This window comes from Caballeronia sp. LjRoot29 (assembly GCF_964252755.1).
Taxonomy (GTDB): Bacteria; Pseudomonadota; Gammaproteobacteria; order Burkholderiales; family Burkholderiaceae; genus Caballeronia.
This window is the reverse complement of sequence record NZ_CAXUPU020000035.1, coordinates 58,994-84,377: the sequence shown is the minus strand read 5'-3', so window position 1 is coordinate 84,377 and position 25,384 is coordinate 58,994. Positions and strand designations below refer to the sequence as shown.

22 protein-coding genes are annotated in these 25,384 nt (G+C 58.7%); 12 read left to right on the top strand and 10 right to left on the bottom strand.

What is annotated here, in order from left to right; translation table 11 throughout:
- The 9 genes from ACSQ83_RS29100 to ACSQ83_RS29060 all read right to left on the bottom strand — a co-directional run.
- On the bottom strand, window positions 1-1,424 hold a 1,424-nt coding region (locus ACSQ83_RS29100; protein WP_436230522.1), incomplete at its 3' end, for a tetratricopeptide repeat protein.
- A gap of 275 nt (window positions 1,425-1,699) precedes the next feature.
- Window positions 1,700-2,206, bottom strand: a complete 507-nt coding sequence (locus ACSQ83_RS29095; RefSeq protein WP_436230521.1) for a DUF2199 domain-containing protein — start codon at window positions 2,204-2,206, stop codon at window positions 1,700-1,702.
- Between the two features lie 523 nt (window positions 2,207-2,729).
- Window positions 2,730-4,031: a citrate synthase gene (gene gltA / locus ACSQ83_RS29090; RefSeq protein ID WP_414955011.1), complete on the bottom strand. Its 1,302-nt coding sequence runs from the start codon at window positions 4,029-4,031 to the stop codon at window positions 2,730-2,732.
- Between the two features lie 88 nt (window positions 4,032-4,119).
- On the bottom strand, window positions 4,120-4,392 hold the full coding sequence (locus ACSQ83_RS29085; RefSeq protein WP_436230520.1) for a succinate dehydrogenase assembly factor 2: 273 nt from the start codon (window positions 4,390-4,392) through the stop codon (window positions 4,120-4,122).
- Between the two features lie 14 nt (window positions 4,393-4,406).
- Window positions 4,407-5,111 (bottom strand): succinate dehydrogenase iron-sulfur subunit, encoded by a 705-nt coding sequence (locus ACSQ83_RS29080; protein ID WP_031362534.1) that lies wholly within the window; start codon window positions 5,109-5,111, stop codon window positions 4,407-4,409.
- A gap of 15 nt (window positions 5,112-5,126) precedes the next feature.
- Window positions 5,127-6,905 carry a succinate dehydrogenase flavoprotein subunit gene (gene sdhA, locus ACSQ83_RS29075; RefSeq protein ID WP_414955012.1) on the bottom strand — a complete coding sequence of 593 codons (1,779 nt, stop codon included), beginning with the start codon at window positions 6,903-6,905 and terminating at the stop codon, window positions 5,127-5,129.
- A 3-nt stretch (window positions 6,906-6,908) separates the two neighbouring features.
- Window positions 6,909-7,283 (bottom strand): succinate dehydrogenase, hydrophobic membrane anchor protein, encoded by a 375-nt coding sequence (gene sdhD, locus ACSQ83_RS29070; RefSeq protein WP_165102064.1) that lies wholly within the window; start codon window positions 7,281-7,283, stop codon window positions 6,909-6,911.
- 2 nt (window positions 7,284-7,285) lie between these two features.
- On the bottom strand, window positions 7,286-7,696 hold the full coding sequence (sdhC, locus tag ACSQ83_RS29065) for a succinate dehydrogenase, cytochrome b556 subunit (protein ID WP_414955013.1): 411 nt from the start codon (window positions 7,694-7,696) through the stop codon (window positions 7,286-7,288).
- Between the two features lie 167 nt (window positions 7,697-7,863).
- A complete protein-coding gene (locus ACSQ83_RS29060) occupies window positions 7,864-8,652 on the bottom strand; it encodes a GntR family transcriptional regulator (protein WP_414955014.1) in 789 nt (262 codons plus the stop codon).
- Window positions 8,653-9,231: 579 nt separating this feature from the next.
- On the opposite strand from ACSQ83_RS29060, the gene ACSQ83_RS29055 reads away from it, so the two are divergent.
- The 8 genes from ACSQ83_RS29055 (at window position 9,232) to ACSQ83_RS29020 (ending at window position 18,349) form a co-directional block, all read left to right on the top strand.
- Window positions 9,232-10,218, top strand: coding sequence for a malate dehydrogenase (locus ACSQ83_RS29055; protein ID WP_414955015.1), 987 nt, complete (start codon window positions 9,232-9,234; stop codon window positions 10,216-10,218).
- A gap of 162 nt (window positions 10,219-10,380) precedes the next feature.
- Entirely contained in the window at window positions 10,381-11,376 is a 996-nt protein-coding gene (locus ACSQ83_RS29050; RefSeq protein ID WP_414955017.1) for an HpcH/HpaI aldolase/citrate lyase family protein, read from the top strand.
- Window positions 11,377-11,406: 30 nt separating this feature from the next.
- Window positions 11,407-12,579 (top strand): bifunctional 2-methylcitrate synthase/citrate synthase, encoded by a 1,173-nt coding sequence (gene prpC / locus ACSQ83_RS29045; protein WP_436230519.1) that lies wholly within the window; start codon window positions 11,407-11,409, stop codon window positions 12,577-12,579.
- A 141-nt stretch (window positions 12,580-12,720) separates the two neighbouring features.
- On the top strand, window positions 12,721-13,245 hold the full coding sequence (locus ACSQ83_RS29040; protein ID WP_414970447.1) for a hypothetical protein: 525 nt from the start codon (window positions 12,721-12,723) through the stop codon (window positions 13,243-13,245).
- Window positions 13,246-13,266: 21 nt separating this feature from the next.
- Window positions 13,267-14,718, top strand: a complete 1,452-nt coding sequence (locus tag ACSQ83_RS29035) for a bifunctional 2-methylcitrate dehydratase/aconitate hydratase (RefSeq protein ID WP_436230518.1) — start codon at window positions 13,267-13,269, stop codon at window positions 14,716-14,718.
- Between the two features lie 72 nt (window positions 14,719-14,790).
- Window positions 14,791-17,508: an aconitate hydratase AcnA gene (gene acnA, locus ACSQ83_RS29030; protein WP_414955182.1), complete on the top strand. Its 2,718-nt coding sequence runs from the start codon at window positions 14,791-14,793 to the stop codon at window positions 17,506-17,508.
- Between the two features lie 198 nt (window positions 17,509-17,706).
- Window positions 17,707-17,943, top strand: a complete 237-nt coding sequence (locus ACSQ83_RS29025) for a FitA-like ribbon-helix-helix domain-containing protein (protein WP_414955181.1) — start codon at window positions 17,707-17,709, stop codon at window positions 17,941-17,943.
- A complete protein-coding gene (locus ACSQ83_RS29020; RefSeq protein ID WP_414970172.1) occupies window positions 17,930-18,349 on the top strand; it encodes a type II toxin-antitoxin system VapC family toxin in 420 nt (139 codons plus the stop codon). Before ACSQ83_RS29025 ends, ACSQ83_RS29020 begins: the two co-directional genes overlap by 14 nt.
- A gap of 76 nt (window positions 18,350-18,425) precedes the next feature.
- On the opposite strand, the gene ACSQ83_RS29015 is transcribed toward ACSQ83_RS29020, so the two are convergent.
- Window positions 18,426-19,874, bottom strand: coding sequence for an NAD-dependent succinate-semialdehyde dehydrogenase (locus ACSQ83_RS29015; protein ID WP_414970171.1), 1,449 nt, complete (start codon window positions 19,872-19,874; stop codon window positions 18,426-18,428).
- 334 nt (window positions 19,875-20,208) lie between these two features.
- On the opposite strand from ACSQ83_RS29015, the gene ACSQ83_RS29010 reads away from it, so the two are divergent.
- The 4 genes from ACSQ83_RS29010 (at window position 20,209) to ACSQ83_RS28995 (ending at window position 25,370) form a co-directional block, all read left to right on the top strand.
- Window positions 20,209-21,264: an FUSC family protein gene (locus ACSQ83_RS29010; protein WP_436230517.1), complete on the top strand. Its 1,056-nt coding sequence runs from the start codon at window positions 20,209-20,211 to the stop codon at window positions 21,262-21,264.
- 155 nt (window positions 21,265-21,419) lie between these two features.
- Window positions 21,420-22,073 carry a 2Fe-2S iron-sulfur cluster-binding protein gene (locus ACSQ83_RS29005; RefSeq protein WP_436230516.1) on the top strand — a complete coding sequence of 218 codons (654 nt, stop codon included), beginning with the start codon at window positions 21,420-21,422 and terminating at the stop codon, window positions 22,071-22,073.
- Window positions 22,074-22,086: 13 nt separating this feature from the next.
- Entirely contained in the window at window positions 22,087-23,100 is a 1,014-nt protein-coding gene (locus ACSQ83_RS29000) for an FAD binding domain-containing protein (RefSeq protein WP_436230515.1), read from the top strand.
- 29 nt (window positions 23,101-23,129) lie between these two features.
- Window positions 23,130-25,370 (top strand): xanthine dehydrogenase family protein molybdopterin-binding subunit, encoded by a 2,241-nt coding sequence (locus ACSQ83_RS28995; RefSeq protein ID WP_436230514.1) that lies wholly within the window; start codon window positions 23,130-23,132, stop codon window positions 25,368-25,370.
- Window positions 25,371-25,384 lie beyond the last annotated feature (14 nt).

Sequence of the window (25,384 nt, the reverse complement as noted above, 5' to 3'; positions counted from 1 at the left end):
AGATATTGTTGCGCTAACGTGTTTCCAAGCCCCGCTGCCAGCGTGAACCACTTCACTGCTTCGGGCCCGTTTTTGGGTGCCCCGTCCCCAGTTAGATAAATGAGGGCCACCATGTTTTCCGGCGCTCCCCGTTCAAAGAATTGCGATAGAGTCCCCTGCTCCACAGCTAACCGCATCAAGGCTAGGGCCTTCGGTTTGTCTTGCGGTACACCCTCACCGCTGAAATACAACGAGCCGAGAAAGTATTGCGCGCCGGGATATCCTTGATTTGCTGATAAACGGAACCAACTGGCGGCCTGCTGCTTATCTGCGGGAACACCAAGCCCTAACGCATATGCTCTGCCAACGTCATATTGCGCTTGGAGATTCCCCTGGATGGCCGAGCGATAAGCCCACTGAAATGCGATACTCAGATCGGGCGTTACACCAATTCCATTCGCGTACATCCGCGACAGTATGCTTTCGGCAACATCGGAATTCTGATCAATTGCCAACTTCAGCCAGCGTAGGCCCTGCTCGGTATCCTGCGGCACCCCGCCGAGGCCTTGAGCATAGATATTGCCGAGGTAGGCTTGCGCTGGTGCGAATCCCTGGTCCGCCGCTAAACGGAACAAATGCAACGCTTGCGATTTATCTTTATATTCGTCCGCTTCCCAGTAGGTCTTGCCGAGCTGATACTGTGCCACTGGGTACTTTTGGTTTGCAGCCTTTTGATACCAGCGAATCGCCTCTTCCCTATTTTTCTCACCGACTTGACCACTCCAATACATGTTGCCAATGTTTAATTTGGCCGCATCATATCCGTGCCCGGCTGATTTTTGAAACCACTCCAATGCTTTCGGATAGTCGCGTTTTGCGAGATAGTAGAAACCCAGTCTATTTTCAGCCGCCATATTTCCCTGATCGGCTGACAGTCGATACCAGAAAACTGCATGCTCTGCGTTACCGATGTTTTGATAGAGCCATCCCACCGCAAACTGCGCCTTTGCGTAGCCTTGCTGTGCCGCTGAGAGGTAATTCCTGAATATTTTAGTGTCTATTTCCGCGGGCATATCTTCCACATATTCGATTTTCCAGCCGAACGTGGACTGCGCCATTGCATAACTCTGGTCGGTCCGTAACTGAAACCAACGGATTGCAACACGATCATCATCCAACGTATGTCCGGTCAGATACAGCGACGCCAACGCGTACTGTGCTTGCGCCAGCCCTTGTTTTGCCGCTCGTTCGATCCAGATCTGAGCTTGCCCCATATCTTGCGGCACGCCCTTGCCGGCTTCGTAATCCAGTCCTAACCTGTATTGCGAATTGGCGTCGTTTAAGGTCGTTGGCGCATTGTCTGATACGGCATTTTTATCCAATATCGTTGTGCATGCTTGGCAAAGAAAAACAGCCATAATGAGTAGATAATTTTTCGTTGTCATTTGTTTTATGATTAGTTACCGACTGCCCACACTTGTTTCGCCAGCAGGCCACTTGCATGCGAAGGTTCCCCTATGGAACGAGCACCTCGCGCTCCAACGTCGATGATCGAGGGCAGTTCCCGGCGCAATGAGCAGCAGTAGAGTCCTTCGGCGATCCCGACGACGCATCTCTGAAGACATACCTCGACCAACCAGACAGCCAGTAGAGCCCACGAAGGTACCGGGCGCGCCTATTCAGTTGGCTATGCCGCTGTGTTCGCTTTCAGATCTGGGCGTCAGTGAGCCCGGTCGGTCCGATGGAGAACCATCTGGAAAATAGCTTCAGCACGGTCCGCCGACATCCCTTTGTGAAAGTCCACAGACAGCGGATGATCCGATTCTTCGAGTTTGACCAAAGGCCTGAGCCCTCCAGCCCGAGCGAAAATACGCGACTGCTGTCCGGCTAGCGGCGGGTAGCCGGGAAGCTCATTCGCAAGCCAACTGAAGTACGGGCCTCCGGCCTCACGCCGTTCGAATCGCTCGGTGTAGTCGTCAAAGCTTCGCCTGCTCAGGGTCACCCAAATGCCCCAGAGAAATGGCGCGCTGGCACCAATAATTGGTATCTCAAGGCTTACCCGTGCGAAAAAGAATTCATCATCGACCGCACAAAGATCTTCCGAGCAGCGGACGCGCGACTTATGCTGATCTTGGGGAATTCCCGACAAGTAGTCCGGCACGGCGAAGGCAAGACTCGGCTCGCCCACGTGCCATTTATCGCATGTAACGCATTGAAATCGAAACAATTTGTCTCCGAGGTCTTTTACTGCGTTTCGCTAAGGCGAGAGCCTTTCAAAATGAAAGTTTGCACTACTTCGTATCTCGAAACAAGCCATGCCTTGAGCTTCTGCGCATTAACCAGTGGTACCACTGTAACGCCTGGAATACGCTGCCTAACGCGTCCTTCGCGTTAGCCCGGCGCGAGGACTACGAACGCACGCGCCTACACGGTCGGCGTAGCGCCCAGAGCAATGACCCGCGTCTTCTATTCCCGCTCCGCCTCATCAACGTCGAGCATCACATCGGCCAGCAACGGGACAGCGGCATCCCCTGATGCCGAGACTCCCATGCGCACTCATCCTCACGCAGTTGTGCTTTAATCGCCGTGGTCAACTCACGGAAGGACCTACACTTCGAAGATTGCGCCCATGCTGGGCGCACAATAAGAAACGCCCCAACGGCAAACCCGTTGGGGCGTTTCTTATCCCGCTACACACTGCGCAGCTTTCAGCCCCAAACGGGCTTTACTGCGCCAACAACCGCTACCATTTACCGCTTATCAATCGCCTTCGCTTCGCGCGGCGTATCGCCGATAAACAACTGACGCGGACGGCCAATCTTCTGTTCAGGATCAGCGATCATTTCGTTCCACTGCGCAATCCAGCCCACCGTACGCGCCATTGCAAACACGCACGTAAACATAGCCGTCGGAATTCCCAGCGCGCGCTGAACAATACCCGAATAGAAATCGACATTCGGATACAGCTTACGCGACACAAAGTACTCGTCTTCCAGCGCAATCTTTTCCAGCGCCATTGCAAGCTTGAACAACGGGTCATCGTGCAGACCCAGTTCTTCCAGCACTTCATGGCACGTTTCACGCATCAGCTTCGCGCGCGGATCGTAGTTCTTATAAACGCGATGCCCGAAGCCCATCAGCTTCACGCCCGAATTCTTGTCCTTCACTTGCTTGATGAACTCAGGAATGTTGTCGACCGAGCCGATCTCTTCCAGCATGTTCAACGCGGCTTCATTCGCACCGCCATGCGCCGGGCCCCACAAACAAGCAATACCAGCGGCAATACAAGCAAACGGATTCGCACCGGACGACCCAGCCAGACGCACGGTCGACGTCGAAGCATTCTGCTCATGGTCCGCATGCAAGATCAAAATCCGATCCAGCGCGCGCACGAGCACGTCGTTGACCTTGTACTCTTCGCACGGGTTCGAGAACATCATGTGCATGAAGTTCGCGCTGTACGACAGGTCGTTCTTCGGATAAACGAACGGCTGGCCGATCGTGAACTTGTACGCCATCGCCACCAGCGTCGGCAGCTTCGCAATCATGCGAATGGCCGACACTTCACGATGACGCGGATCATTGATATTCAGCGAGTCGTGATAGAACGCCGACAACGCACCCACGGCAGCCACGAGCACCGCCATCGGGTGTGCATCGCGACGGAAACCACGGTAGAAGAAATGCATCTGCTCGTGAACCATCGTGTGCTTCGTGACGGTTTCAACGAAGTCTTCCTTTTCCTTGACCGTCGGCAGATCGCCGTGGAGCAGCGCGTAGCAGGTCTCCATGAAGTCGGCCTTGACCGCGAGTTCCTCGATTGGATACCCGCGATACAGCAACTCACCCTTATCGCCGTCGATGTACGTAATTGCGGAATTGCACGCCGCCGTCGACATGAAGCCCGGATCGTACGTGAACTTGCCGGTCTGGCCGTAGAGCTTGCGGATGTCGATTACGTCCGGGCCCAAGGTGCCCTTGTAGATCGGCATTTCAACGCTCGGCGAGTTGTCGCTGAACGATAGCGTGGCTTTAACATCTGACGGGGTCATAGCACATCCTCAATCGAAGTATGGAAACAGGTTTTCGATAATTCGCACGACTCTTGCACGACCGCATGGACTGGCTCAGTGAACTAAATCAGGCAGAGCGCAGCATCTCCAGCACGCGGGTCATATCCGGCGAGGCCAGTTCGCCATCCGGTTCCTTGCGTGCCAGCAGCAAGTCCATCAGGTCGTTGTCGCTCAGTTCCAGCAGTTGCGTCAGCACACCAACGTCCGCGTCACTGAGGTCGTGCTCATATCGGCTGAAAAAACGCTCGAAGATCAAATCGTTTTCCAGCAGACCGCGCCGCGCGCGCCAGCGAAGGCGCGCCCGGCGTAGAGGGTCGGACTGATGCCCGAAGTCATTCATGACACAAGTCCTTCTCAGACAGCGCGGCGCACCATCAATTCTTTAATCTTGCCAATTGCCTTCGTAGGATTCAGTCCCTTGGGACACACATCGACGCAATTCATGATGGTATGGCAACGGAACAGACGGTACGGATCTTCCAGGTTGTCGAGACGTTCACCCGTCGCTTCGTCGCGGCTGTCCGCAATGAATCGATAGGCTTGCAGCAAGCCCGCCGGACCCACGAACTTGTCCGGGTTCCACCAAAAGCTCGGGCATGAAGTCGAGCAGCTAGCGCACAAGATGCACTCATACAGACCGTCGAGCTCGTCGCGCTCTTCAGGCGTTTGCAGACGCTCTTTTTCCGGCGGCGGCGTGTCGTTGATCAGGTACGGCTTGATCGAGTGATACTGGTTGAAGAACTGCGTGAAATCGCAAATCAGGTCGCGCACCACGGGCAAGCCCGGCAGCGGACGCAGCACGATCTTCTGCGGCAGGTCGTTCATGTTCTGCAAGCAGGCCAGACCGTTCTTGCCGTTGATGTTCATGGCGTCCGAACCGCACACGCCTTCACGGCACGAACGGCGGAACGACAGCGTTTCGTCGACCGACTTCAGCTTCAGCAGTGCGTCCAGCAACATGCGCTCATGCGAGTCGATCTCGATCTCGTACGTCTGCATGCGGGGCGCCGCGTCCTTGTCCGGATCGTAGCGGTAGATTTCAAAAGTACGCTTTGCCATTTCGATTCCTTTGCCTTAGAAGGTACGCGCTTTCGGCGGCACCGATTCGACCGTCAGCGGCGTCATGTGCACCGGCTTGTAATCGAGCTTGTCGCCTTCGCTGAACCACAGCGTGTGCTTCATCCAGTTCTCGTCGTCGCGAATTTCGAAGTCGCTATGCGCATGCGCACCGCGGCTTTCCTTGCGCGCTTCGGCCGAGATCATGGTGGCCCGCGCCACTTCGATCAGGTTCGCGAGTTCCAGTGCTTCGACCTTCGCCGTGTTGAACACCTTCGACTTGTCCTTCAGATGCACATGCTTCACGCGCTCGGACAATTCCTTGACCTTGTCCACGCCTTCCGACAGCAGCTTCGACGTACGGAACACGCCGGCATGCGCCTGCATGGTCGCGCGGATGTCGTTGGCGATCGACTGCGTGTATTCGCCCGACGACGAGTTCTCCAGCACGGCGAGGCGTTCAAGCGCAGCGTCGGCGGCATCGGCCGGCAGCGGCTTGTGTTCCTTCATTTCCAGCGCATGCTTGATGATGTGGTTGCCGGCCGCGCGGCCGAACACCACGAGGTCCAGCAGCGAGTTCGTGCCCAGGCGGTTCGCGCCATGCACCGACACGCACGAACATTCGCCGACCGCGTAAAAGCCGTTGACCGGCTCTTCGTAGCCGCCCTTTAGCGTGCCCACGACCTGACCGTGAATGTTCGTAGGAATGCCGCCCATCTGATAGTGGATGGTCGGCACCACCGGAATGGGTTCCTTGATGCAGTCCACGTTCGCGAACTTCATCGCGATTTCGCGGATCGACGGCAGCCGCTTCATGATGGTCTCGGCGCCAATGTGCGAGAGATCCAGCAAGACGTGGTCCTTGTTCGGACCGACACCGCGGCCTTCCTTGATCTCCTGGTCCATCGAACGCGAAACAAAGTCGCGCGGCGCCAGGTCCTTCAGCGTCGGCGCATAACGTTCCATGAAGCGCTCACCGTCCGAGTTACGCAGAATCCCGCCCTCGCCGCGCACGCCTTCGGTAATCAGCACGCCCGCGCCCGCTACACCGGTCGGATGGAATTGCCAGAATTCCATGTCCTGCAAAGCGATGCCCGAACGAGCCGCCATGCCGAGTCCGTCGCCGGTATTGATAAACGCATTCGTCGATGCCGCGAAGATCCGGCCCGCGCCGCCCGTGGCGAACAACGTGGTCTTGCCTTCGAGGATGTGGACGTCGCCCGTTTCCATTTCCATGGCGGTCACGCCGAGCACGTCGCCGTCGGCGTCGCGGATCAGGTCCAGCGCCATCCATTCAACGAAGAAATGCGTCTTGGCCGCGACGTTCTGCTGATACAGCGTGTGCAGCAATGCGTGGCCGGTACGGTCGGCCGCGGCGCAAGCGCGCTGCACCGGCTTTTCACCGTAGTTCGCCGTGTGGCCGCCAAACGGACGCTGATAGATCGTGCCGTCAGCGTTACGGTCGAACGGCATGCCCATGTGTTCGAGTTCATAAACAGCACCGGGCGCTTCACGGCACATGAATTCGATCGCATCCTGGTCGCCGAGCCAGTCGGAGCCCTTGATGGTGTCGTAGAAGTGGTAATGCCAGTTGTCTTCGCTCATGTTGCCGAGCGATGCGCCAATACCGCCTTGGGCCGCAACCGTGTGCGAACGCGTCGGGAACACTTTGGACAGCACCGCGACCGACAGACCCGCACGAGCCAGTTGCAGCGACGCACGCATGCCCGAACCACCTGCACCTACGATCACGACGTCGAAACGGCGACGCGGCAGGGACGTTTTAATTGCAGCCATTCTTTACACTCTCCAGAGAATCTGTGCCGCGTAGCCGATACAACCGACCAGCCAGAGGATCGTCGCCACTTGAAGGAACAGGCGCAAGCCGACCGGCTTGATGTAGTCCATCCAGATGTCGCGAATGCCGACCCACGCGTGATAAAAGAGCGAGAGCAAGGCTACGAAGGTGGCCAGCTTCATCCATTGCATGGCGAAAATGGAGGCCCAGCCGTCGTACGAAAAATCACGCGCGCCGAAGAACCAGAACAGCAGGACCAGCGTGTACAGGGCCATCACGACGGCGGTAATGCGTTGGGCCAGCCAGTCGCGCAAACCGTAGTGCGCGCCAACGACGAGGCGCTTGGGACCGATTCGATTGTTGTTATTCGCTGCCATTCTCAGAAGGCTCCGAAGAGTTTAAGCGCAACGACGATTGTCAGCAGGGATGACACCGCGAGCACGACAATGGACGTCTGCTTGCCGCCTTCCTTGCTCACTGCACGGTGCGTGTCGAGCAGCAGGAAGCGGATGCCGGCGCAAAAGTGGAACATGAAGGACCACGAAAGCACGAGGACGACGATCTTGACGAGGGGATTGGCGAGAAAGCCCTTGAACGAGTCGAAGCTGATCTCCGACGTGAGGCTTTGGTCCAGCAGATAAAGCAGAAACGGCAGCGCTACGAATAGAAGCAGACCACTAATGCGGTGAAGGATTGAAACCTTTCCCGCTAGTGGCAAGCGGTAGGTTGCTAGCTGAGCGATTCCGATATTCCGGTACTCAGGTCTTGGTTTTTTTGCAGCTTCAGCCATGCTAGACCCCAACTTTGTTATCACACTAGTCCGCGATTTTAGCGCCTTTTTATATCGCGCTGCAGCGAAATGCCGCGCAAGAGGCTATTGCTAGTCGCGTGAGAAAGACTCTTAAGCGCCCCTTGGGGCCTGCCGCCGAGCCGTCCACGTCCGCTTCAACACCCGCTTTAACTTAAATCGTTTTGATAGTAATAGCCGTTCGTGACATACCACCCGCGCCGCACTTCAACCGGCCGGTCGCCATACGTGTACGACACCCGCTCGACCGACAATAACGGCGACCCGGCTGCCACGCCAAGCAGTTCGGCGACCTGGTCGTCCGCACCGACAGCCCTGATTTTCTCCGATGCCCGGATCATGCGCGTACCGAACTCCGTTTCGAACATCGCATAAAGCGGGCCTTTGTAATCCGCCAGGCGTTCAGCCGTCAGACCGCGAAAGACCGCGCCGGGCAGCCAGATTTCATCGAAGACGGTGGTTTGGCCGTCGAATTGCAGCAAGCGCTTGATGCATACAACCGGGTCAGCAGGCTTCAGGTCCAGCTGGCGAGCGATCTCGGCGGGTGCGCGCAAACGGCGGCACTCCAGCAATCGGCTCACGTGGGGATGAAGGTCACCGTCTTCCGGCAGCAATCGCAGAAAGCGAAACTGTACGCGATCTTCGTTGTGCGTTGCAACAAACGTGCCTTTGCCCTGACGGCGTACGAGCAGGTTGTCGGCAGCAAGTTCGTCGATAGCTTTGCGCACCGTTCCCTGGCTGACCTTGTAGCGGGCGGCCAATTCGACTTCGCTCGGGATCATTTCGCCGGGCTTCCATTCGCCCGATTCAAGCCCCTGGGTAATCAGGGCCTTGATCTGCTGGTATAGCGGGCTGAACGTAGGCGACGAGGCAGGCACGACTTCCGTCGCACCGGATGCGCCGGAAAGGTTCGTGGTGCTCGCTGGGTTTGAATTCATGCGCGCATTTCATCATAAAGCGTCAACGCGCGTCTAGCGTTTTCCCGGACATTCCTATGTCTTATATAAGACATATGATACGGTTGACTTTGCCCTGATCGAATCCTACACTCCTTGGCGAGCAAGGGTTTGCGGGATGCTGCGCGTGTCGTGCGGCACAGCCGCTGCGTCGGCCAGCGTTACGCCGGCCACCAAAAACGCCCCGGAACGCCCCATGACGGCCTACCGCTCATCGCCTCAAGCCGAACGGCTTTCGTGTTCGCTGCCGCTGCCAGTGCCCCGCTCTTGCAACGCCCGCGCGCCTTCGAAAACGCGACGCACGAGGTGTTGCGCGGCGCTGAACTGCAGGATCCAGCGCAAATCCCATGCTCACAGAGCCAGATTCCCAGCACGAGGGTCGGGCTGCGATTGCCGGCATGCTACCGGAAGGACAGTGACAATCTCGCTTCAGGCGCATTGGCATTGGGTTTTCGTGACAGCCCGCGCAGTTTGATTCACGTGCTTCATCAACGCTTCGCGTAACGCGCCTAAAATGGCGTTTTCCCCTAGCGTTTCACGCACCGTTCAGGAGTGTTCTCAATGGCTAAGTCCGCAAAGCGCGTTGCCGTCACCGGCGCCGCAGGTCAAATCGGTTACTCGTTGCTGTTTCGCATCGCCAATGGCGACCTGCTAGGCAAAGACCAGCCGGTCATCCTTCAGTTGCTCGACCTGCCGCAGGCGCAAGGCGCTGTCAAGGGCGTAGTCATGGAACTGGAAGACTGCGCGTTCCCGCTGCTGGCAGGCGTTGTCGTCACGGACGATCCGAAGGTCGCGTTCAAGGACGCAGATGTGGCGTTGCTGGTCGGCGCCCGTCCCCGTTCGAAGGGCATGGAGCGTAAGGACCTGCTGTCCGCCAACGCTGAAATTTTCACGGTGCAAGGCAAGGCGCTCAACGACGTCGCCAGCCGCGACGTCAAGGTGCTCGTGGTCGGAAATCCGGCCAACACGAACGCGTACATCGCGATGAAGTCGGCGCCGGATCTGCCGAAGAAGAACTTCACGGCCATGCTGCGTCTCGACCACAACCGCGCGCTGTCGCAACTGGCATCGAAGTCGGGCAAGCCGGTGGCATCGATCGAAAAGCTGGCTGTGTGGGGCAATCACTCGCCGACCATGTACCCGGATTTCCGTTTCGCCACGGTCGAAGGCGAGTCGCTGACCAAGCTGATCAACGACGACGAATGGAATCGCAACACATTCATCCCGACGGTTGGCAAGCGCGGCGCAGCGATTATCGAAGCGCGCGGTTTGTCGTCGGCAGCGTCCGCTGCCAACGCGGCTATCGACCACGTGCATGACTGGCTGCTCGGCACGAACGGCAAGTGGGTCACCATGGGCATTCCGTCTGATGGTTCGTACGAAATCCCGGAAGACATCATCTACGGTGTTCCCGTGACGTGCGAAAACGGCGAATACAAGCGCGTTGAAGGCCTCGAAATCGACGCGTTCTCGCGCGAGAAGATGACCGGCACGCTGAACGAATTGCTCGAAGAGCGCGACGGCGTCGCGCATTTGCTGGGCAAGTAAGCGGGTCTGGTTGTCTTTGCGTTTCACGCGAGTGTCTGGCCGGAAGGCCGGCGCTCGCTGCTGATTCGAGTGCGTTTGGTGTTTGAAAAGCGTTTGAAAAAACATCCGAACTCACCCGAATCCGCTGTTTCCACCCTCTTTACAAGCAACCCGACGCCGACGATGCGCGCTCTCTCCCCCGCCGAAGTCCTGTTTGAAGGCGATGTTCCACCCGCTGTGATGCCCCCTTGCGATCACTATGCAGGAAGCGAAAAGCTGATCAGGAAATCGCTCGCGCTGCAGGCGCAACTCGGGCCGGTATTCGACGTCACGCTCGATTGCGAGGACGGCGCGCAAGTCGGTCAGGAAGCATCGCATGCGGAACTGGTGGCATCGTTTCTCGGCAGCGAGGAAGACCGCTTTGGCCGCGTCGGCGTGCGCATTCATGACTTCGAGAACCGTGCGTGGCGTGACGACGTGCGCATCATCCTTCGCGCCGCGAAGAAGGCACCCGCGTACATCACTCTGCCCAAGATTCGCAGTGTCTTCGATGCCGCCGAAATGGTCGCGTTCGTCGAAGCGTCGCGATGCGAGTTCGGGATCAAGCACGCGATTCCGTGCCAACTGCTGATCGAAACACATGGTGCGCTGGCCGAGGTCTTCGAACTCGCGGCACTGCCGGGCGTTGAAGCGTTGAGTTTCGGGCTGATGGATTTTGTGTCGGCGCATAACGGCGCGATTCCCGATACCGCGATGCGCTCGCCGGGTCAGTTCGATCATCCGCTCGTGCGGCGCGCGAAGCTCGAGATCGCGGCGGCTTGCCACGCGCATGGCAAGGTGGCGTCGCATAACGTCTCCACGGAAGTGCGCGACATGAGCGTGGTCGCGAACGACGCCCAGCGAGCCCGCAACGAATTTGGCTACACGCGCATGTGGAGCATCCACCCGGATCAGATCAAGCCGATCGTCGATGCCTTCCTGCCGCGCAGCGATGAAATCGCGACTGCCACAGAGATTTTGCTCGCCGCGCAAAACGCGCAATGGGGACCGACGCGGTATCAGGACACGTTGCACGATCGCGCAAGCTATCGATATTACTGGTCGGTGCTGCGCCGCGCGAAAGCGTCGGCACAGGCGCTGCCTGAAGGCGCAGAGACGCTTTTTTTACTCGACAAATAACGCGTTCCACATATCAGGAGACTGGGTCGAATGAGCGATACGTTAGAGAAAGAGGCACCCGCCACCGGCGGTTTCAAACCGAAGAAATCAGTCGCGCTGTCGGGTGTGACAGCGGGCAATACCGCGCTGTGCACCGTCGGCAAGACGGGCAATGATTTGCATTATCGTGGCTATGACATCCTCGATATTGCCGGCACCTCCGAGTTCGAAGAGATCGCATATCTGCTCGTGCATGGCAAACTGCCGACCGTCGCTGAACTCAAGACGTACAAGGCCAAGCTCAAGGGTTTGCGTGGTTTGCCCGCGAACCTGAAAGCCGCGCTCGAATGGATTCCCGCATCGGCTCATCCGATGGATGTGATGCGCACCGGTGTCTCCGTGCTCGGCACCGTGTTGCCTGAGAAAGAGGATCACAACATTGCCGGTGCCAAGGATATTGCCGACCGCCTGATGGCCTCGCTCGGCTCCATTCTGCTGTACTGGTACCACTATTCTCATAACGGCCGGCGCATTGAGACCGAGACCGATGACGATTCCATCGGCGGGCACTTCCTGCATTTGCTGCATGGTGTTCCTCCGTCGAAGTCATGGGTCGATGCAATGCACGCGTCGCTGATTCTTTACGCCGAGCACGAATTCAACGCATCGACGTTCACGTGTCGTGTGATCGCCGGCACGGGCTCGGACATGTACTCGGCGATTACCGGCGGCATCGGCGCGTTGCGCGGCCCGAAGCACGGCGGCGCGAATGAAGCTGCGTTCGATATTCAGTCGCGTTATCAGACGCCCGACGAAGCGGAAGCCGATATCCGTCGCCGCGTGGAAGCAAAGGAAGTCGTGATCGGCTTCGGTCATCCGGTGTACACGATCTCCGATCCGCGTAACAAGGTGATCAAGGAAATCGCGAAGAAGTTATCGAAAGAAGCCGGCGACACCAAGCTCTACGACGTCGCCGAACGCCTCGAAACAACGATGTGGGACGCGAAGAAGATGTTCCCGAACCTAGACTGGTTCAGCGCCGTTTCCTATCACGCGATGGGCGTGCCCACGGCCATGTTCACGCCGCTGTTCGTGATCTCGCGGACATCGGGCTGGAGCGCTCACATCATTGAACAACGTATCGATAACAAGATCATCCGGCCGAGTGCAAATTACACCGGGCCCGAAAATCTGAAGTTCCAATCTATAAATAAGCGAAAATAGCGCGCTGCGTGCGCCGGATAGTCTGAATCGGCGTGCGCGCTTTCGCAAAACGGGCCAATGCAGCCGGTCATTTCATCTCCGAACTGGCGCTGCAAACGCTCCGATTGAACATTTAAACGAAATTTAGAAAGGCTGTCATTGATGAATAAACTCCTGATCGCTAGCGTTGTCGGCGCCTTGTCTCTGTCGGGCATGTTCGCCGCCACGAGCGCGCTGGCCGCAGATGCCACGACCACCACAACGACCACGGCCAAGAAGGCAGTGGCAAAACGCCCGGCGCCGGCACGCCGCCTGATCAAGCGCAAACCCGGCGCAGAAGCCAAAGCTGCAGCAAAAGTGGACCCGATCCCGGAAGGCTCGACGAAGTGGTCCTGCAATGAAGGCCTGGCTTTCTACCTGAAAGGCGACATGAAGCGTGACCAGGTCGTCACTGTGAACTGGGCGAAGAAGGACTATCAACTGCCGCGTGAAAACACCACGACCGGCGCGGACCGTTTCCACGATGCGGCGACGGGTATGGATCTCGTCGTGATCCCGAGCAAGGCCATGTTGTTCTCGGACAAGGACTCGTCGCGTCTCGCCGACGAATGCAAGACGGCGGAAATGGCTGCATCGGGCGCACCGGCACCTACGCAAGCCAACGAACTGATCAAGAACGTCAAGTAAGTCTTTACCAGAGGTTTTTCGATGTCCGCACCGATTTCAAACGTCCGGCCCGAGCCGGATCGAGTAATAGTCGATATCGTCGACTACGTTCTCAACTACAAGATCGACAGCACGCTCGCGCTCGACACCGCGCGCAACTGCCTGATCGATACGCTCGGCTGCGGACTCGAAGCACTAACTTATCCCGCCTGCACCAAGCTGATGGGACCCATCGTGCCCGGCACGATAGTCCCCAACGGCGCCAAGGTGCCCGGCACCTCTTTCCAGCTCGACCCGGTTCAGGCTGCGTTCAACATTGGCGCGATGATCCGCTGGCTCGACTTCAACGACACATGGTTGGCTGCCGAATGGGGCCATCCGTCGGACAATCTCGGTGGCATTCTCGCAACGGCCGACTGGTTATCGCGTAACGCGGTGGCTACCGGCAAGAAGCCGCTGTCGATGAAAGACGTCTTGATCGCGATGATCAAGGCGCACGAAATTCAAGGCTGTATCGCGCTGGAAAATTCGTTCAACAAGGTCGGGCTCGATCACGTTTTGCTCGTGAAGCTGGCTTCAACGGCAGTCGTCGGTCAGATGATCGGCCTCACGCGCGATGAGTTGATCAATGCTGTTTCATTGGCTTTCGTCGATGGTCATTCGCTGCGCACGTATCGGCATGCGCCGAATACGGGCTCGCGCAAATCGTGGGCCGCAGGCGATGCAACTTCGCGCGCCGTGCGCCTTGCGCTGATCGCGAAGACCGGCGAGATGGGCTATCCATCGGTTCTGACCGCCAAAACATGGGGCTTCTACGACGTGCTCTTCAAGGGCAACGAGTTCAAGTTCCAGCGCCCGTACGGTTCGTACGTAATGGAAAACGTGCTGTTCAAGATTTCGTTCCCGGCCGAATTCCACTCGCAAACCGCCGTGGAAGCCGCGATGACCTTGCACGCGAAGCTCGCGGAAATGGGCAAGAAGGTTGAAGACATCAAGAAGATCACGATCCGCACGCACGAAGCAGCAATTCGGATCATCGATAAAAAAGGTCCGCTCGATAACCCCGCCGATCGCGATCACTGCATCCAGTACATGGTTGCCGTGCCGCTGATTCATGGCCGGCTGACCGCATCGGATTATGAAGATTCAGTGGCGAAGGATCAGCGTATCGATACGTTGCGCGCGAAGATGGAATGCGTGGAAGACCCGCAATTCACGAAGGATTATCACGATCCGGAGCAGCGTTCGATCGCCAATGCGCTGACCGTTGAGTTCAACGACGGCTCCAAGTTCGACGAGGTGGTCGTCGAATATCCGATTGGACACAAGCGTCGTCGCGAAGACGGCATCCCGCTTCTGGTTGAGAAGTTCAAGGTTAACCTCGCACGGCGTTTCCCAGCCAAGCAGCAAGAGGCGATCCTCGCGGTATCGCTGGATCAGGCAGCGCTCGAAGCCATGCCGGTCAATGAATACGTTGATTTGTACGTGATTTAGTCAGGATTCTTTACCCGTTTTTAGATCACCCGTTTCGAAGGTATTTCCTCGTTTAAACCAAGGGAAAAAAACATGGCCCACAATCTCCACAAAACGCTCAAGGAATTCGACAGCGGTTCCGGCAAAGGCAAGTACTACTCGTTGCCCGCACTCGGAAAGGCGCTGAACGTCAAGATCGAACGCCTGCCGGTGTCGATCCGCATCGTGCTGGAATCGGTGCTGCGCAACTACGACGGCAAGAAGATCGGCGAAGAACACATCAAGCAACTGGCGACCTGGAAGCCGGTCGCGGATCGTACCGATGAAATCCCCTTCGTCGTCTCGCGCGTCGTGCTGCAGGATTTCACCGGTGTGCCGCTGCTCGCCGATATAGCAGCCATGCGTGGCGTTGCACAGCGCGCAGGCAAGGACCCGAAGGCCATCGAGCCGCTCGTGCCGGTCGATCTGGTGGTCGATCACTCGGTGCAGATCGATTACTTCCGTCAGAAAGACGCGCTCGACCTGAACATGAAGCTGGAATTCCAGCGCAATAACGAGCGCTATCAGTTCATGAAGTGGGGCATGCAAGCCTTCGATACGTTCAAGGTCGTGCCCCCGGGCGTGGGTATCGTCCACCAGGTGAACCTGGAATATCTGGCGCGTGGCGTCCACAAGAAGACGGTCGACGGCGATACCGTGTATTACCCGGACACGCTCGTCGGCACGGACAGCCACACGACGATGATCAACGGCATTGGCGTGGTCGGCTGGGGCGTGGGCGGTATTGAAGCTGAAGCCGGCATGCTCGGCCAGCCGGTGTATTTCCTGACGCCGGACGTGGTCGGCGTCGAGCTGAAGGGCAAGATTCGCGAAGGCGTGACGGCGACCGACCTGGTGCTAACCGTCACCGAAATGCTGCGTAAAGAGAAGGTCGTCGGCAAGTTCGTCGAGTTCTTCGGTGAAGGCACGAAGTCGCTGTCGCTGCCGGACCGCGCGACCATCGGCAACATGGCGCCGGAATACGGCGCGACCATGGGCTTCTTCCCCGTCGATGAAAAGACCATCGACTACTTCAAGGGAACCGGCCGTACCGACGCAGAAATTGAAGCGTTCGAAGCCTATTTCAAGGCGCAGAACCTGTTCGGCGTGCCGAAGGCCGGTGATATTGACTACACGAAGACGCTGACGCTCGATCTCGGCACGGTTGCGCCTTCGCTGGCAGGTCCGAAGCGCCCGCAAGACCGTATCGAAATCGGCAACGTAAAGTCGAACTTCACCGAGCTGTTCTCGGCGGCTGTGAGCGAGAACGGCTTCGGCAAGAAAGCTGCCGACCTGAACAAGCAATACACGACCACGAACAAGGTCGATGTGAAGAACGGCGACATCCTGATCGCCGCTATCACGTCATGCACGAACACGTCGAACCCGAGCGTGCTGCTGGCTGCCGGCCTGCTCGCGAAGAAGGCCGTGGAAGCCGGCTTGACCGTGGCGCCGCACATCAAGACGTCGCTGGCGCCGGGATCGCGGATCGTCACCGAGTACCTGACGAAGACCAACCTGCTGACGTACCTCGACCAGCTCGGCTTCACGCTGGCCGCTTACGGCTGCACGACGTGTATTGGTAACGCGGGCGACCTGACGCCGGAACTGAACGACGCGATCACGAAGAACGATATTGTTGCCGCCGCCGTGCTGTCCGGTAACCGTAACTTCGAAGCGCGCATTCACCCGAACATCCGCGCCAACTTCCTGGCATCGCCGCCGCTGGTCGTGGCTTATGCCATCGCTGGCAACATGACGGTCGACCTGATGACGGAACCGGTCGGCAAGGGCAAGAACGGCAAGGACATCTTCCTGGGCGACATCTGGCCGACGAGCGATGAAGTCAACGCGCTGCTGAAGTACGCACTGGACGCCGATGCATTCCGCAAGAACTACGCTGAACTCACGAAGACCGGCGACTTGTGGAGCAAGATTGAAGGCGAAGCGGGTCAGGTGTATGACTGGCCGAAGTCGACGTACATTGCTGAGCCGCCGTTCTTCGGCAAGGACTTTTCGATGACGCCGGCCGACAGCATTCCTGAAGTCAAGGGCGCGCGTCCGCTGGGCATTTTTGGTGACTCGGTCACGACCGATCACATCAGCCCGGCGGGTTCGATCAAGGAAAGCTCACCTGCAGGCGTGTGGCTGAAGGCGAACGGCGTGCAGAAGGCCGACTTCAACAGCTACGGCTCGCGTCGCGGCAACCATGACGTGATGATGCGCGGCACCTTCGCGAACGTGCGGATCAAGAACCTGATGATCCCGCTGAAGGAAGACGGATCGCGCGTGGAAGGCGGCTTGACGATATTCCAGCCGAGCGGCGAAGAAATGTCGATCTATGACGCAGCGATGAAATACATCGATGAAGGCACGCCGACTATCGTGTTTGCGGGCGAAGAGTACGGCACGGGTTCATCGCGTGACTGGGCCGCGAAGGGTACGCAATTGCTTGGCGTGAAGCTGGTCGTGGCGCGCAGTTTCGAGCGGATCCACCGTTCGAACCTGGTCGGCATGGGCGTATTGCCGCTGCAGTTCAAGGGGTCGGACAGCGTGCAGTCGCTGAATATCACGGGCGAAGAAACGTTCGACCTGGAAGGTCTCACGTCCGATATCAAGCCGCAGCAGGAAGTGACGCTCGTGATCCATCGCAAGGATGGCAGCGAGCAGCGTGTGACGGTGTTGCTGCGTATCGATACACCGATTGAAGTGGATTACTACAAGCACGGCGGGATTCTGCCGTTCGTGCTGCGCTCGCTGTTGGCAGCGTGAGTTTTCCGCAGTAGCTTTTGCAGGTGACCGTGTCCTTTTGAGATCAGGACGCGGGAACGTTGAACCCGGCTTCGGCCGGGTTTTTTTTCGGATTTGAAATCGCCCGAGTCTAGCGTCGACGTGGCAATGTAAAGCTATTTGGCATGACAATGAACTTGTTTACTGATATCATTGATATCATCAAATTTGGAGGCAACAATGGCCAGTCTTCTTGTACGAGGAATAGATGATGAAGTGGTTCAGAGCCTTCGTGAACAAGCGGCGGCACATGGACGTAGCGCGGAAGCGGAGCATCGGGTGATTTTGGCCGAAGCGTTAGGTCGTCCGAAGCGTCGCAGTTTTGCCGAGATATTGGCAAGCATGCCGAACGTCGGTGAAGACTCCGACTTTGAACGAGTACAAAGCACTAACGAGGCGCCGGGTGTATTTGATTGATACCAATGTAATAAGCGAGATGCGCAAGGGGTCTAGAGCAAACCGAGGCGTTCGAAGTTTTTTTGACCGTGCAAACGACGAAGACAGCGGCTTGCACATTTCAGTAATAACTGTCGGTGAATTGCGACGCGGGCTTGACTCCGTTCGCCACCGAGGCGATGAAAAGCAGGCACGATCGCTGGATGCATGGTTGACCGAAGTTTTAGGCGGCTCCGCCTTGAACGTGCTGAGCATTGGATCGGACGTCGCTCAACTTTGGGGACGTCTCAGGGTGCCAAATCCCGAAAACGAGCTGGATAAGTTGATTGCGGCGACAGCGCTTATCCACGATCTGACAGTCGCCACACGCAACGTGAAGCACTTCGCTTCAACGGGTGTTCGGACAATCAACCCCTTTGATGAATAGTCGAATGCGCCAAAGAAAAACGCGACGCAGCCAAAGGCCACGCCGCGTTTTTACCTGAAACTAACTTCTATTCGTCTTACCGCGCTTCGGTCACGAACTTCGTCACCAAATACGCTTCCATCGCTTCGCTGCCGCCTTCCGAGCCATACCCCGAATCCTTCACGCCACCGAACGGCGTTTCCGGAATTCCCAACCCGTGGTGGTTGATCGACACCATGCCGCTTTCGATGTCCTCACCCACTGCCGCCGACGTCGCGCTCGACCTCGTGTACGCATACGCTGCCAGGCCGTACGGCAGACGGTTCGCTTCCACGATAGCTTCGTCGTAGGACTTGAAGGTCGAGATCGGCGCGATCGGGCCGAACGGTTCTTCCGTCATGATGCGAGCCGACATCGGCACATTCGCGAGCACGGTCGGCGCAAAGAAATACCCTTCACGGCCAATGCGTTCGCCACCCGTCAGCACCTTCGCACCCTGCTCAACCGCATCGGCAACCAGACGTTCCATTGCTTGCAAGCGACGGCCGTTGGCGAGCGCACCCATTTGCACGCCTTCTTCCAGACCATTGCCGACCTTCAGCTTCTTCGTCGTCGCGACAAAATGCTCCGTGAATTCCTCGTAAGCGGATTCCTCGACGATAAACCGCGTCGGCGAAATGCACACCTGGCCTGCATTGCGGAACTTGGCGCTGGCCAGAAGTTTCGCGGCGCGCGGGATGTCGGCGTCGGCGAAAACCAGCGCGGGGGCGTGGCCGCCGAGTTCCATCGTGGCGCGCTTCATGTGCTCGCCGGCCATCGCGGCCAGCAACTTGCCGACGGCCGTCGAACCCGTGAACGAGATCTTGCGGATCAGCGGATGCGCGATCAGGAACTTCGAGACATCGGCGGGAACACCAAACACGAGGTTCAACACGCCAGCCGGCAAACCTGCATCGATATAAGCCTGAACCAGCGCCGCGCAGCTTGCCGGCGTTTCTTCCGGTCCTTTCAGGACCACCGAGCACCCAGCGGCGAGCGCCGCCGATACCTTGCGTACAGCCTGATTGATCGGGAAATTCCACGGTGTGAAGGCGGCGACTGGACCAACCGGCTCGCGCGTCACGATCTGGCGCACATTGCCCGCACGCGCCGGGATCACGCGGCCATACGTCCGGCGTGCTTCTTCCGCGAACCAGTCGATGGTGTCCGCCGCGCCCAGCACTTCGATGCGCGACTCGGCCAGCGGCTTGCCCTGCTCCATGGTCATGATCGCGGCCACTTCCTCGGCGCGGTCGCGCAGGTTCTGCGCGGCACGGCGCATGAGCTTGCTGCGATCAAATGCCGATACCTTGCGCCACGCCGCAAAACCGCGTCCAGCGGCTTCGGCGGCTTCAGCGAGTTGTTGTTCGCCGGCCAGCGAGAGGCGGCCGATTTCAGCTTCCGTCGCAGGATTGACCACGGCGGTGTCGCGGCTGCCCGCACGCCATGCGCCGTCGATATACAACTGCGTGCTCGGATACTGACGAGATAAAGTGCTTTCGCTCATGCTTGGCTCCTGATGTTCGTGATGGTCATGGTTATCGGGGAAACTGCCGCCGGGGTTGACTCAACAGTCCAACGTTCCAACGTTCTTGACACCCCAAACCCGGCGAATTAACCATTGATGGTAACGCGATCACACAGGTTTTGCTCGCAACGGCGAATGGAGACGCTACTCCCGGCCGTAGTGGACAGCCGCGGGCAGCTTCACGTCGGATATTTCCATCGGTTTGAATTTAAACTGACCGCTCCGGCCGATGGCAGCCTTCGGAGATTGCGCCCACCAAAACCGCCAAACCCCGAGCCAGACAACCCGACAAAATTCAGCCAATAACCATCTAGTGCTCACAAACAAACTCACCTACACGCTCGAACTCCGGCGCTTCGCCCGCACGCTTATCAGTTGCGTGCTGAGTTACGGCGTCGCTAAACTCGCCACGCTCCCCGAGCTTTACTGGGCGGTTATCACCACCCTGATTGTCGTCACGCAGCCCAGTCTCAACCAGGCGCTGAACACGGGCCGCGACCAGATCATTGGGGCGGTGACGGGCGGCGTGGTCGGTGTCGTCGGTTTGTTCGCCATCCTGCGCGGCGCGCCGCCGCTCATCGTGTTCGCCATTGCAATCTTGCCGCTCGCAGCACTGGCCGCCTGGCGGCCGACCCTCCGGCTCGCCTGCGTGACGCTCGTCGTCGTTGTGCTGGTTCCGGCGAGCGGAATGGGCTCCCCGTTCGAACGTCCGATTGACCGTGTGCTCGAAATCCTGATTGGGGGAGGCTCCGCGCTCCTCGTCGCATTCATGATGCCGAATCGTGCGATCAATGCGGCCCACGACCGCGCGAGCGAAATCGTCCTTGCGTTGGGCGATTTGATCACGCTGACCCTGCGCAAGCCCGATGACGCGGACGAAGCCGAGCGCCTTCATCAGCGCTCTGCCGTCGCCGAAAAGGCACTCGACGAGGCTATTACCGAAGCGGGGCGTGAGCACATCATCGTGCCGGTGAAACGCACGCGCGGGGACGTGGTCGACAAGGTGGCGCCCATGCTGACCCGGCTGCATCGGGACGCGCTGTTCCTGGGGAAGGCTTGCACCGGCGATCCGCACCTCGTTGGGCTGAGCGCGGAGCTAAGTGCGACCCATCGCGACGCGCTGAACGTAGCCGCCGATGCGTTTGCCGACGCGGCCAGAACGTTAGCCGCCACGCTCGATGCCGATCGAGGCCATCAGGATGAGAACGTCCTGCTCGCGCGTGCGTCGTTCGAAAAGCTTAGAACGGCATCACACAACGCATGTGGAACGATAGAGAAACACACCGTGCTGGCATTCGTGCTGAACTTGCTGGTACAGGATTTCGGGGACCTGATCGCGACGGTGGAAGTGCTGGATAAACCTGAGTAGAAACGAACGGCACTCACGGCCCAGAACCGCGTGCCATCTTCCCGCCATCTCGCGGCCATCTTGACGCCACGGCGGGTGGCCTATGATGAGTATCGAATGCCGAGACGATGCGATGTCGGTCGTCTTCTATCCATGCATCAACGGGAATTCGACTCATGAACGACAAGCCTCAGCAACCGGACGCGACTGACGACGAGCCGGCGACCCTCTTCGAGCGCGTGACGCGCCGCTCCTTTTTGACGCGCGTGGGCGCGGCAGGCGTTGCCGTGGGCACCGGGCAACTTCATTCGCTTGCGCTCGCAGATTCCAACGATGCAAGCCAAAACGATGCGCCAGCGGACAGTGGCAACGTTCATGTGCAATTGAACGTCAATGGCACGCTCCACGAACTGGATATCGATCCACGCACGACGCTACTCGATTGCGTGCGCGAACATCTGCGCCTCACCGGCACCAAGAAGGGCTGCGACCACGGTCAGTGCGGCGCGTGCACGGTCCATGTGGACGGCAGGCGCGTGAATTCGTGCCTGAGCCTTGCGGCCACTCACGAAGGCGAAATGATCACCACGATCGAAGGCATTGGACGGCCGGGCAACCTGCATCCGATGCAGGCCGCCTTCGTCGAGCACGACGGCTTTCAATGCGGCTACTGTACGTCGGGACAGATCATGTCCGCGGTCGCGCTGCTCAAGGAGCCCTACGGCCACAGCGACGAGGACGTCAAGGAAGCGATGAGCGGGAATATCTGCCGCTGCGGCGCCTATTCGAATATCGTGACCGCGATCCAGCAAGTTCGCCAAAAAGCTTAAACGGAGCGAACGAATGGAACACTTCCAACTCAAGCGCGCTGCCGACGTCAAACAGGCGCTCGACATGGCAACGGTGCAGGCCAATGCAGCGAGCCAACCAGGCACGCCATCAATACGCTTTCTGGCCGGAGGCACGACCCTCCTCGACCTGATGAAGCTCGATGTGGAGCGCCCGGCGCAAGTCATCGACATCCATCGCCTGCCGCTCGATAAAGTCGAAACACTCGACAACGGCGGTGTCACGATAGGCGCGACGGTGCGCAATGCCGATCTCGCGAATCATCTGTTGATCAAGACGCGCTATCCCGTGCTGTCGCAGGCGTTGCTGTCGGGTGCGTCGGCGCAATTGCGCAATATGGCGACGACCGGCGGCAACCTGCTGCAACGCACGCGTTGCGTCTATTTCCGCGATACGAATACCCCATGCAACAAGCGCGAGCCGGGCAGCGGGTGTTCCGCAATCGGCGGCTTCAACCGTAATCTCGCCATCCTGGGGACAAGCGAACACTGCATCGCGACGAATCCTTCGGACATGAACGTGGCCATGACGGCGCTCGAGGCAAGCGTCCACGTCGAAAGTGCGCAGGGCAAACGAAGCATCGGCATTGACGACTTTTTCCTGTTACCCGGTACGACGCCCGAACGCGAAACATCGCTCAATGCCGGCGAACTGATCACTCACGTGACGCTCCCCGCGCCCATGCCTGGTAGTCACAGCGTCTACCTGAAGCTGCGCGATCGCGCGTCGTACGAGTTTGCGTTGGCATCGGCGGCAGTTGTGCTGACTGTGTCGTCGGGCAGGATCGATCACGTCAGGATCGCGATGGGCGGCGTGGGCGTGAAGCCATGGCGTTCGCACGAGGCGGAAGCGGCCCTTCTCGGGCGCTCGCCCGATGCCACCGCGTTTCGTGCGGCAGCCGAAGCCGCGCTTCAGACAGCCCGGCCGCAAAGCCAGAATGGCTTCAAGGTCGAACTGGCGAAGCGCTGCATTCAGCACGCTCTCACGCTCGCCACCCGGACTGCCTGATTGCATAACGCCAATTCGCGGAGAACACCATGCAGGTAGCTTCAAAGAAAGCGCAGCCATTGATCGGCGGCGACTTCCAACGAATCGATGCCCCGCTCAAGGTGAGCGGCCTCGCGCCATACACATCGGACTTCTCCTTGCCCGGGATGCTCTACGCCGTGCCCGTTTGCGCGACCATCGGCAAGGGACACGTGACGCGGCTCGACACCGCTGCTGCCGCGAAAATGCCCGGCGTTAAGTCGGTCTACACGCGCGAGAACATCGGCAAGTTTTATCGTGTTGGCTTTGCATCGGAGGCGAGAATCGATGAGAAACGGCCGCCGTTCGAAGATGACATCGTCTACTACTACGGCCAGTACATTGCCGTGGTAGTAGCCGACACCTTCGAGCAGGCGACCGCGGCATCCGGTGCGGTGAAGGTAAGTTATTCGACGAATCAACCCGACGTGCGCACAGAGATGTCAGCGGAAGAGAAGCCTTCAGTCGATACCCAGCGAGGCGACGCTGACACCTCCTTTGCCAACGCCCCCGATGCGCTCAAGCTCGACCAGACCTATACCACGCCAATTGAAACGCATAGCCCGATCGAATTGCACGCGACCGTCGCTGCCTTCGATGGAACCAACTATACGTTCTACGAAACATCGCAATCGATTGTGAATCAGCGACAGGTCATGGCGTTGATGCTCGGCGTGTCGGAAGACCAGGTCCGCGTGATCATGAAGTACCTTGGTTCCGGGTTCGGCGGCAAACTGTTTCCATGGTCGCACTCGTTACTCGCCGGCGCTGCGGCGCGCAATCTTCAACGTCCCGTCAAGCTGGTGGTGACCCGCGAGATGATGTTTCATAACGTCGGCCATCGGACCAGTACGCAGCAACGCATGCGTTTGTCGACAACCCCCGACGGTCGCTTAACTTCGTTTCAGCATGACTATGTCTATCAGACGGCTCGCCGGGAAACGCGCAAGGAAAATTGCGGGGAGACGTCTGGTTACCTGTACAGCTCGCCTAACCTGCGCGTCACCGCCGCCCTCGCGCGACGAGACATTGCGCCCAGCACGTCGATGCGTGGTCCAGGCGCGGTGCCCGGCCTGTTCGCGATCGAGTCGGCCGTCGACGAACTCGCCATCAAGCTCAACGTCGATCCGCTCCAGCTGCGGCTGATCAACGAGCCCGCCACGGACGAAAGCCGCAACGTGCCGTTCTCGTCGCGACACCTGAAGGAGTGCCTTACTGTTGGCGCTGACAAGTTCGGGTGGTCGAACCGAACTGCAAGCGTTGGTTCGATGCGCCGCGACGGCCTCGTGGTTGGTTGGGGAATGGCAGCGGGTTCGTGGGCCGCAAGGCGATTGCCGGCGGAAGCCATCGTCGAACTGCATGCCGATGGGACCGCTCGCGTCGCGACGGCGACTCAGGATATTGGTACGGGCACCTACACAATCCTCGGCCAGATGGTCGCCAATCTGACCGGTATCGCGCTCAACAGGATTGCCGTGGTGATCGGCGATACCCGTTTGCCGCCGGGACCATTGTCCGGTGGCTCGATGGTGACCGCGTCACTGGTTCCAGCCGTGACGCAGGCCACTCAGGCTGCTGTCCAGCAGCTTCTTGCGACGGCCGCTGGAGCGGACAACTCGCCCTTCAAGGGACAGTCAGTGGACGTGCTGGGCTTCGAACAAGGCATGGTTTATCGCAAAGGGACATCGCCCGGAGCGGGTGTGCCATTCGAGCGGATCCTCGCGCCTGCGCAGGTCAGCATCGTTTTGGGCAGGGGTCGTTCCGGTGCGAGCGGGGCAGATGCCGATGCGAACAAAGTGTCGATTCACTCGTATTGCGCGCACTTTATCGAAGTCACGTGGCAACCGGAAACTGCACGGTTGCGCGTGAGCCGGGTGGTAAGCGTGATCGATGCTGGCAAGATCATCAATACGCGCACGGGCCGGAATCAGATCGAAGGGGCAATTGTGATGGGCGTGGGTATGGCGCTGTTCGAGGAGACGCACTACGACTCGCGTTCAGGCGCGCCGCTCAACCGCAACCTCGCCGACTACGTGATGACCACGCACGCCGACTCACCCAAGATGGACGTGACATTTCTGGACTATCCGGATTTCGCGCTGAATCCGCTGGGTGCACGAGGGATCGGAGAGATCGGCATGGCAGGCATCGCGCCTGCCATTACCAATGCCGTCTATCACGCGACGGGGGTACGCGTGCGCGATCTCCCGGTGAAGATCGAAGATTTGTTGGCAGCGCCGGGAGCGACATAACGCCTTAGCGCGTC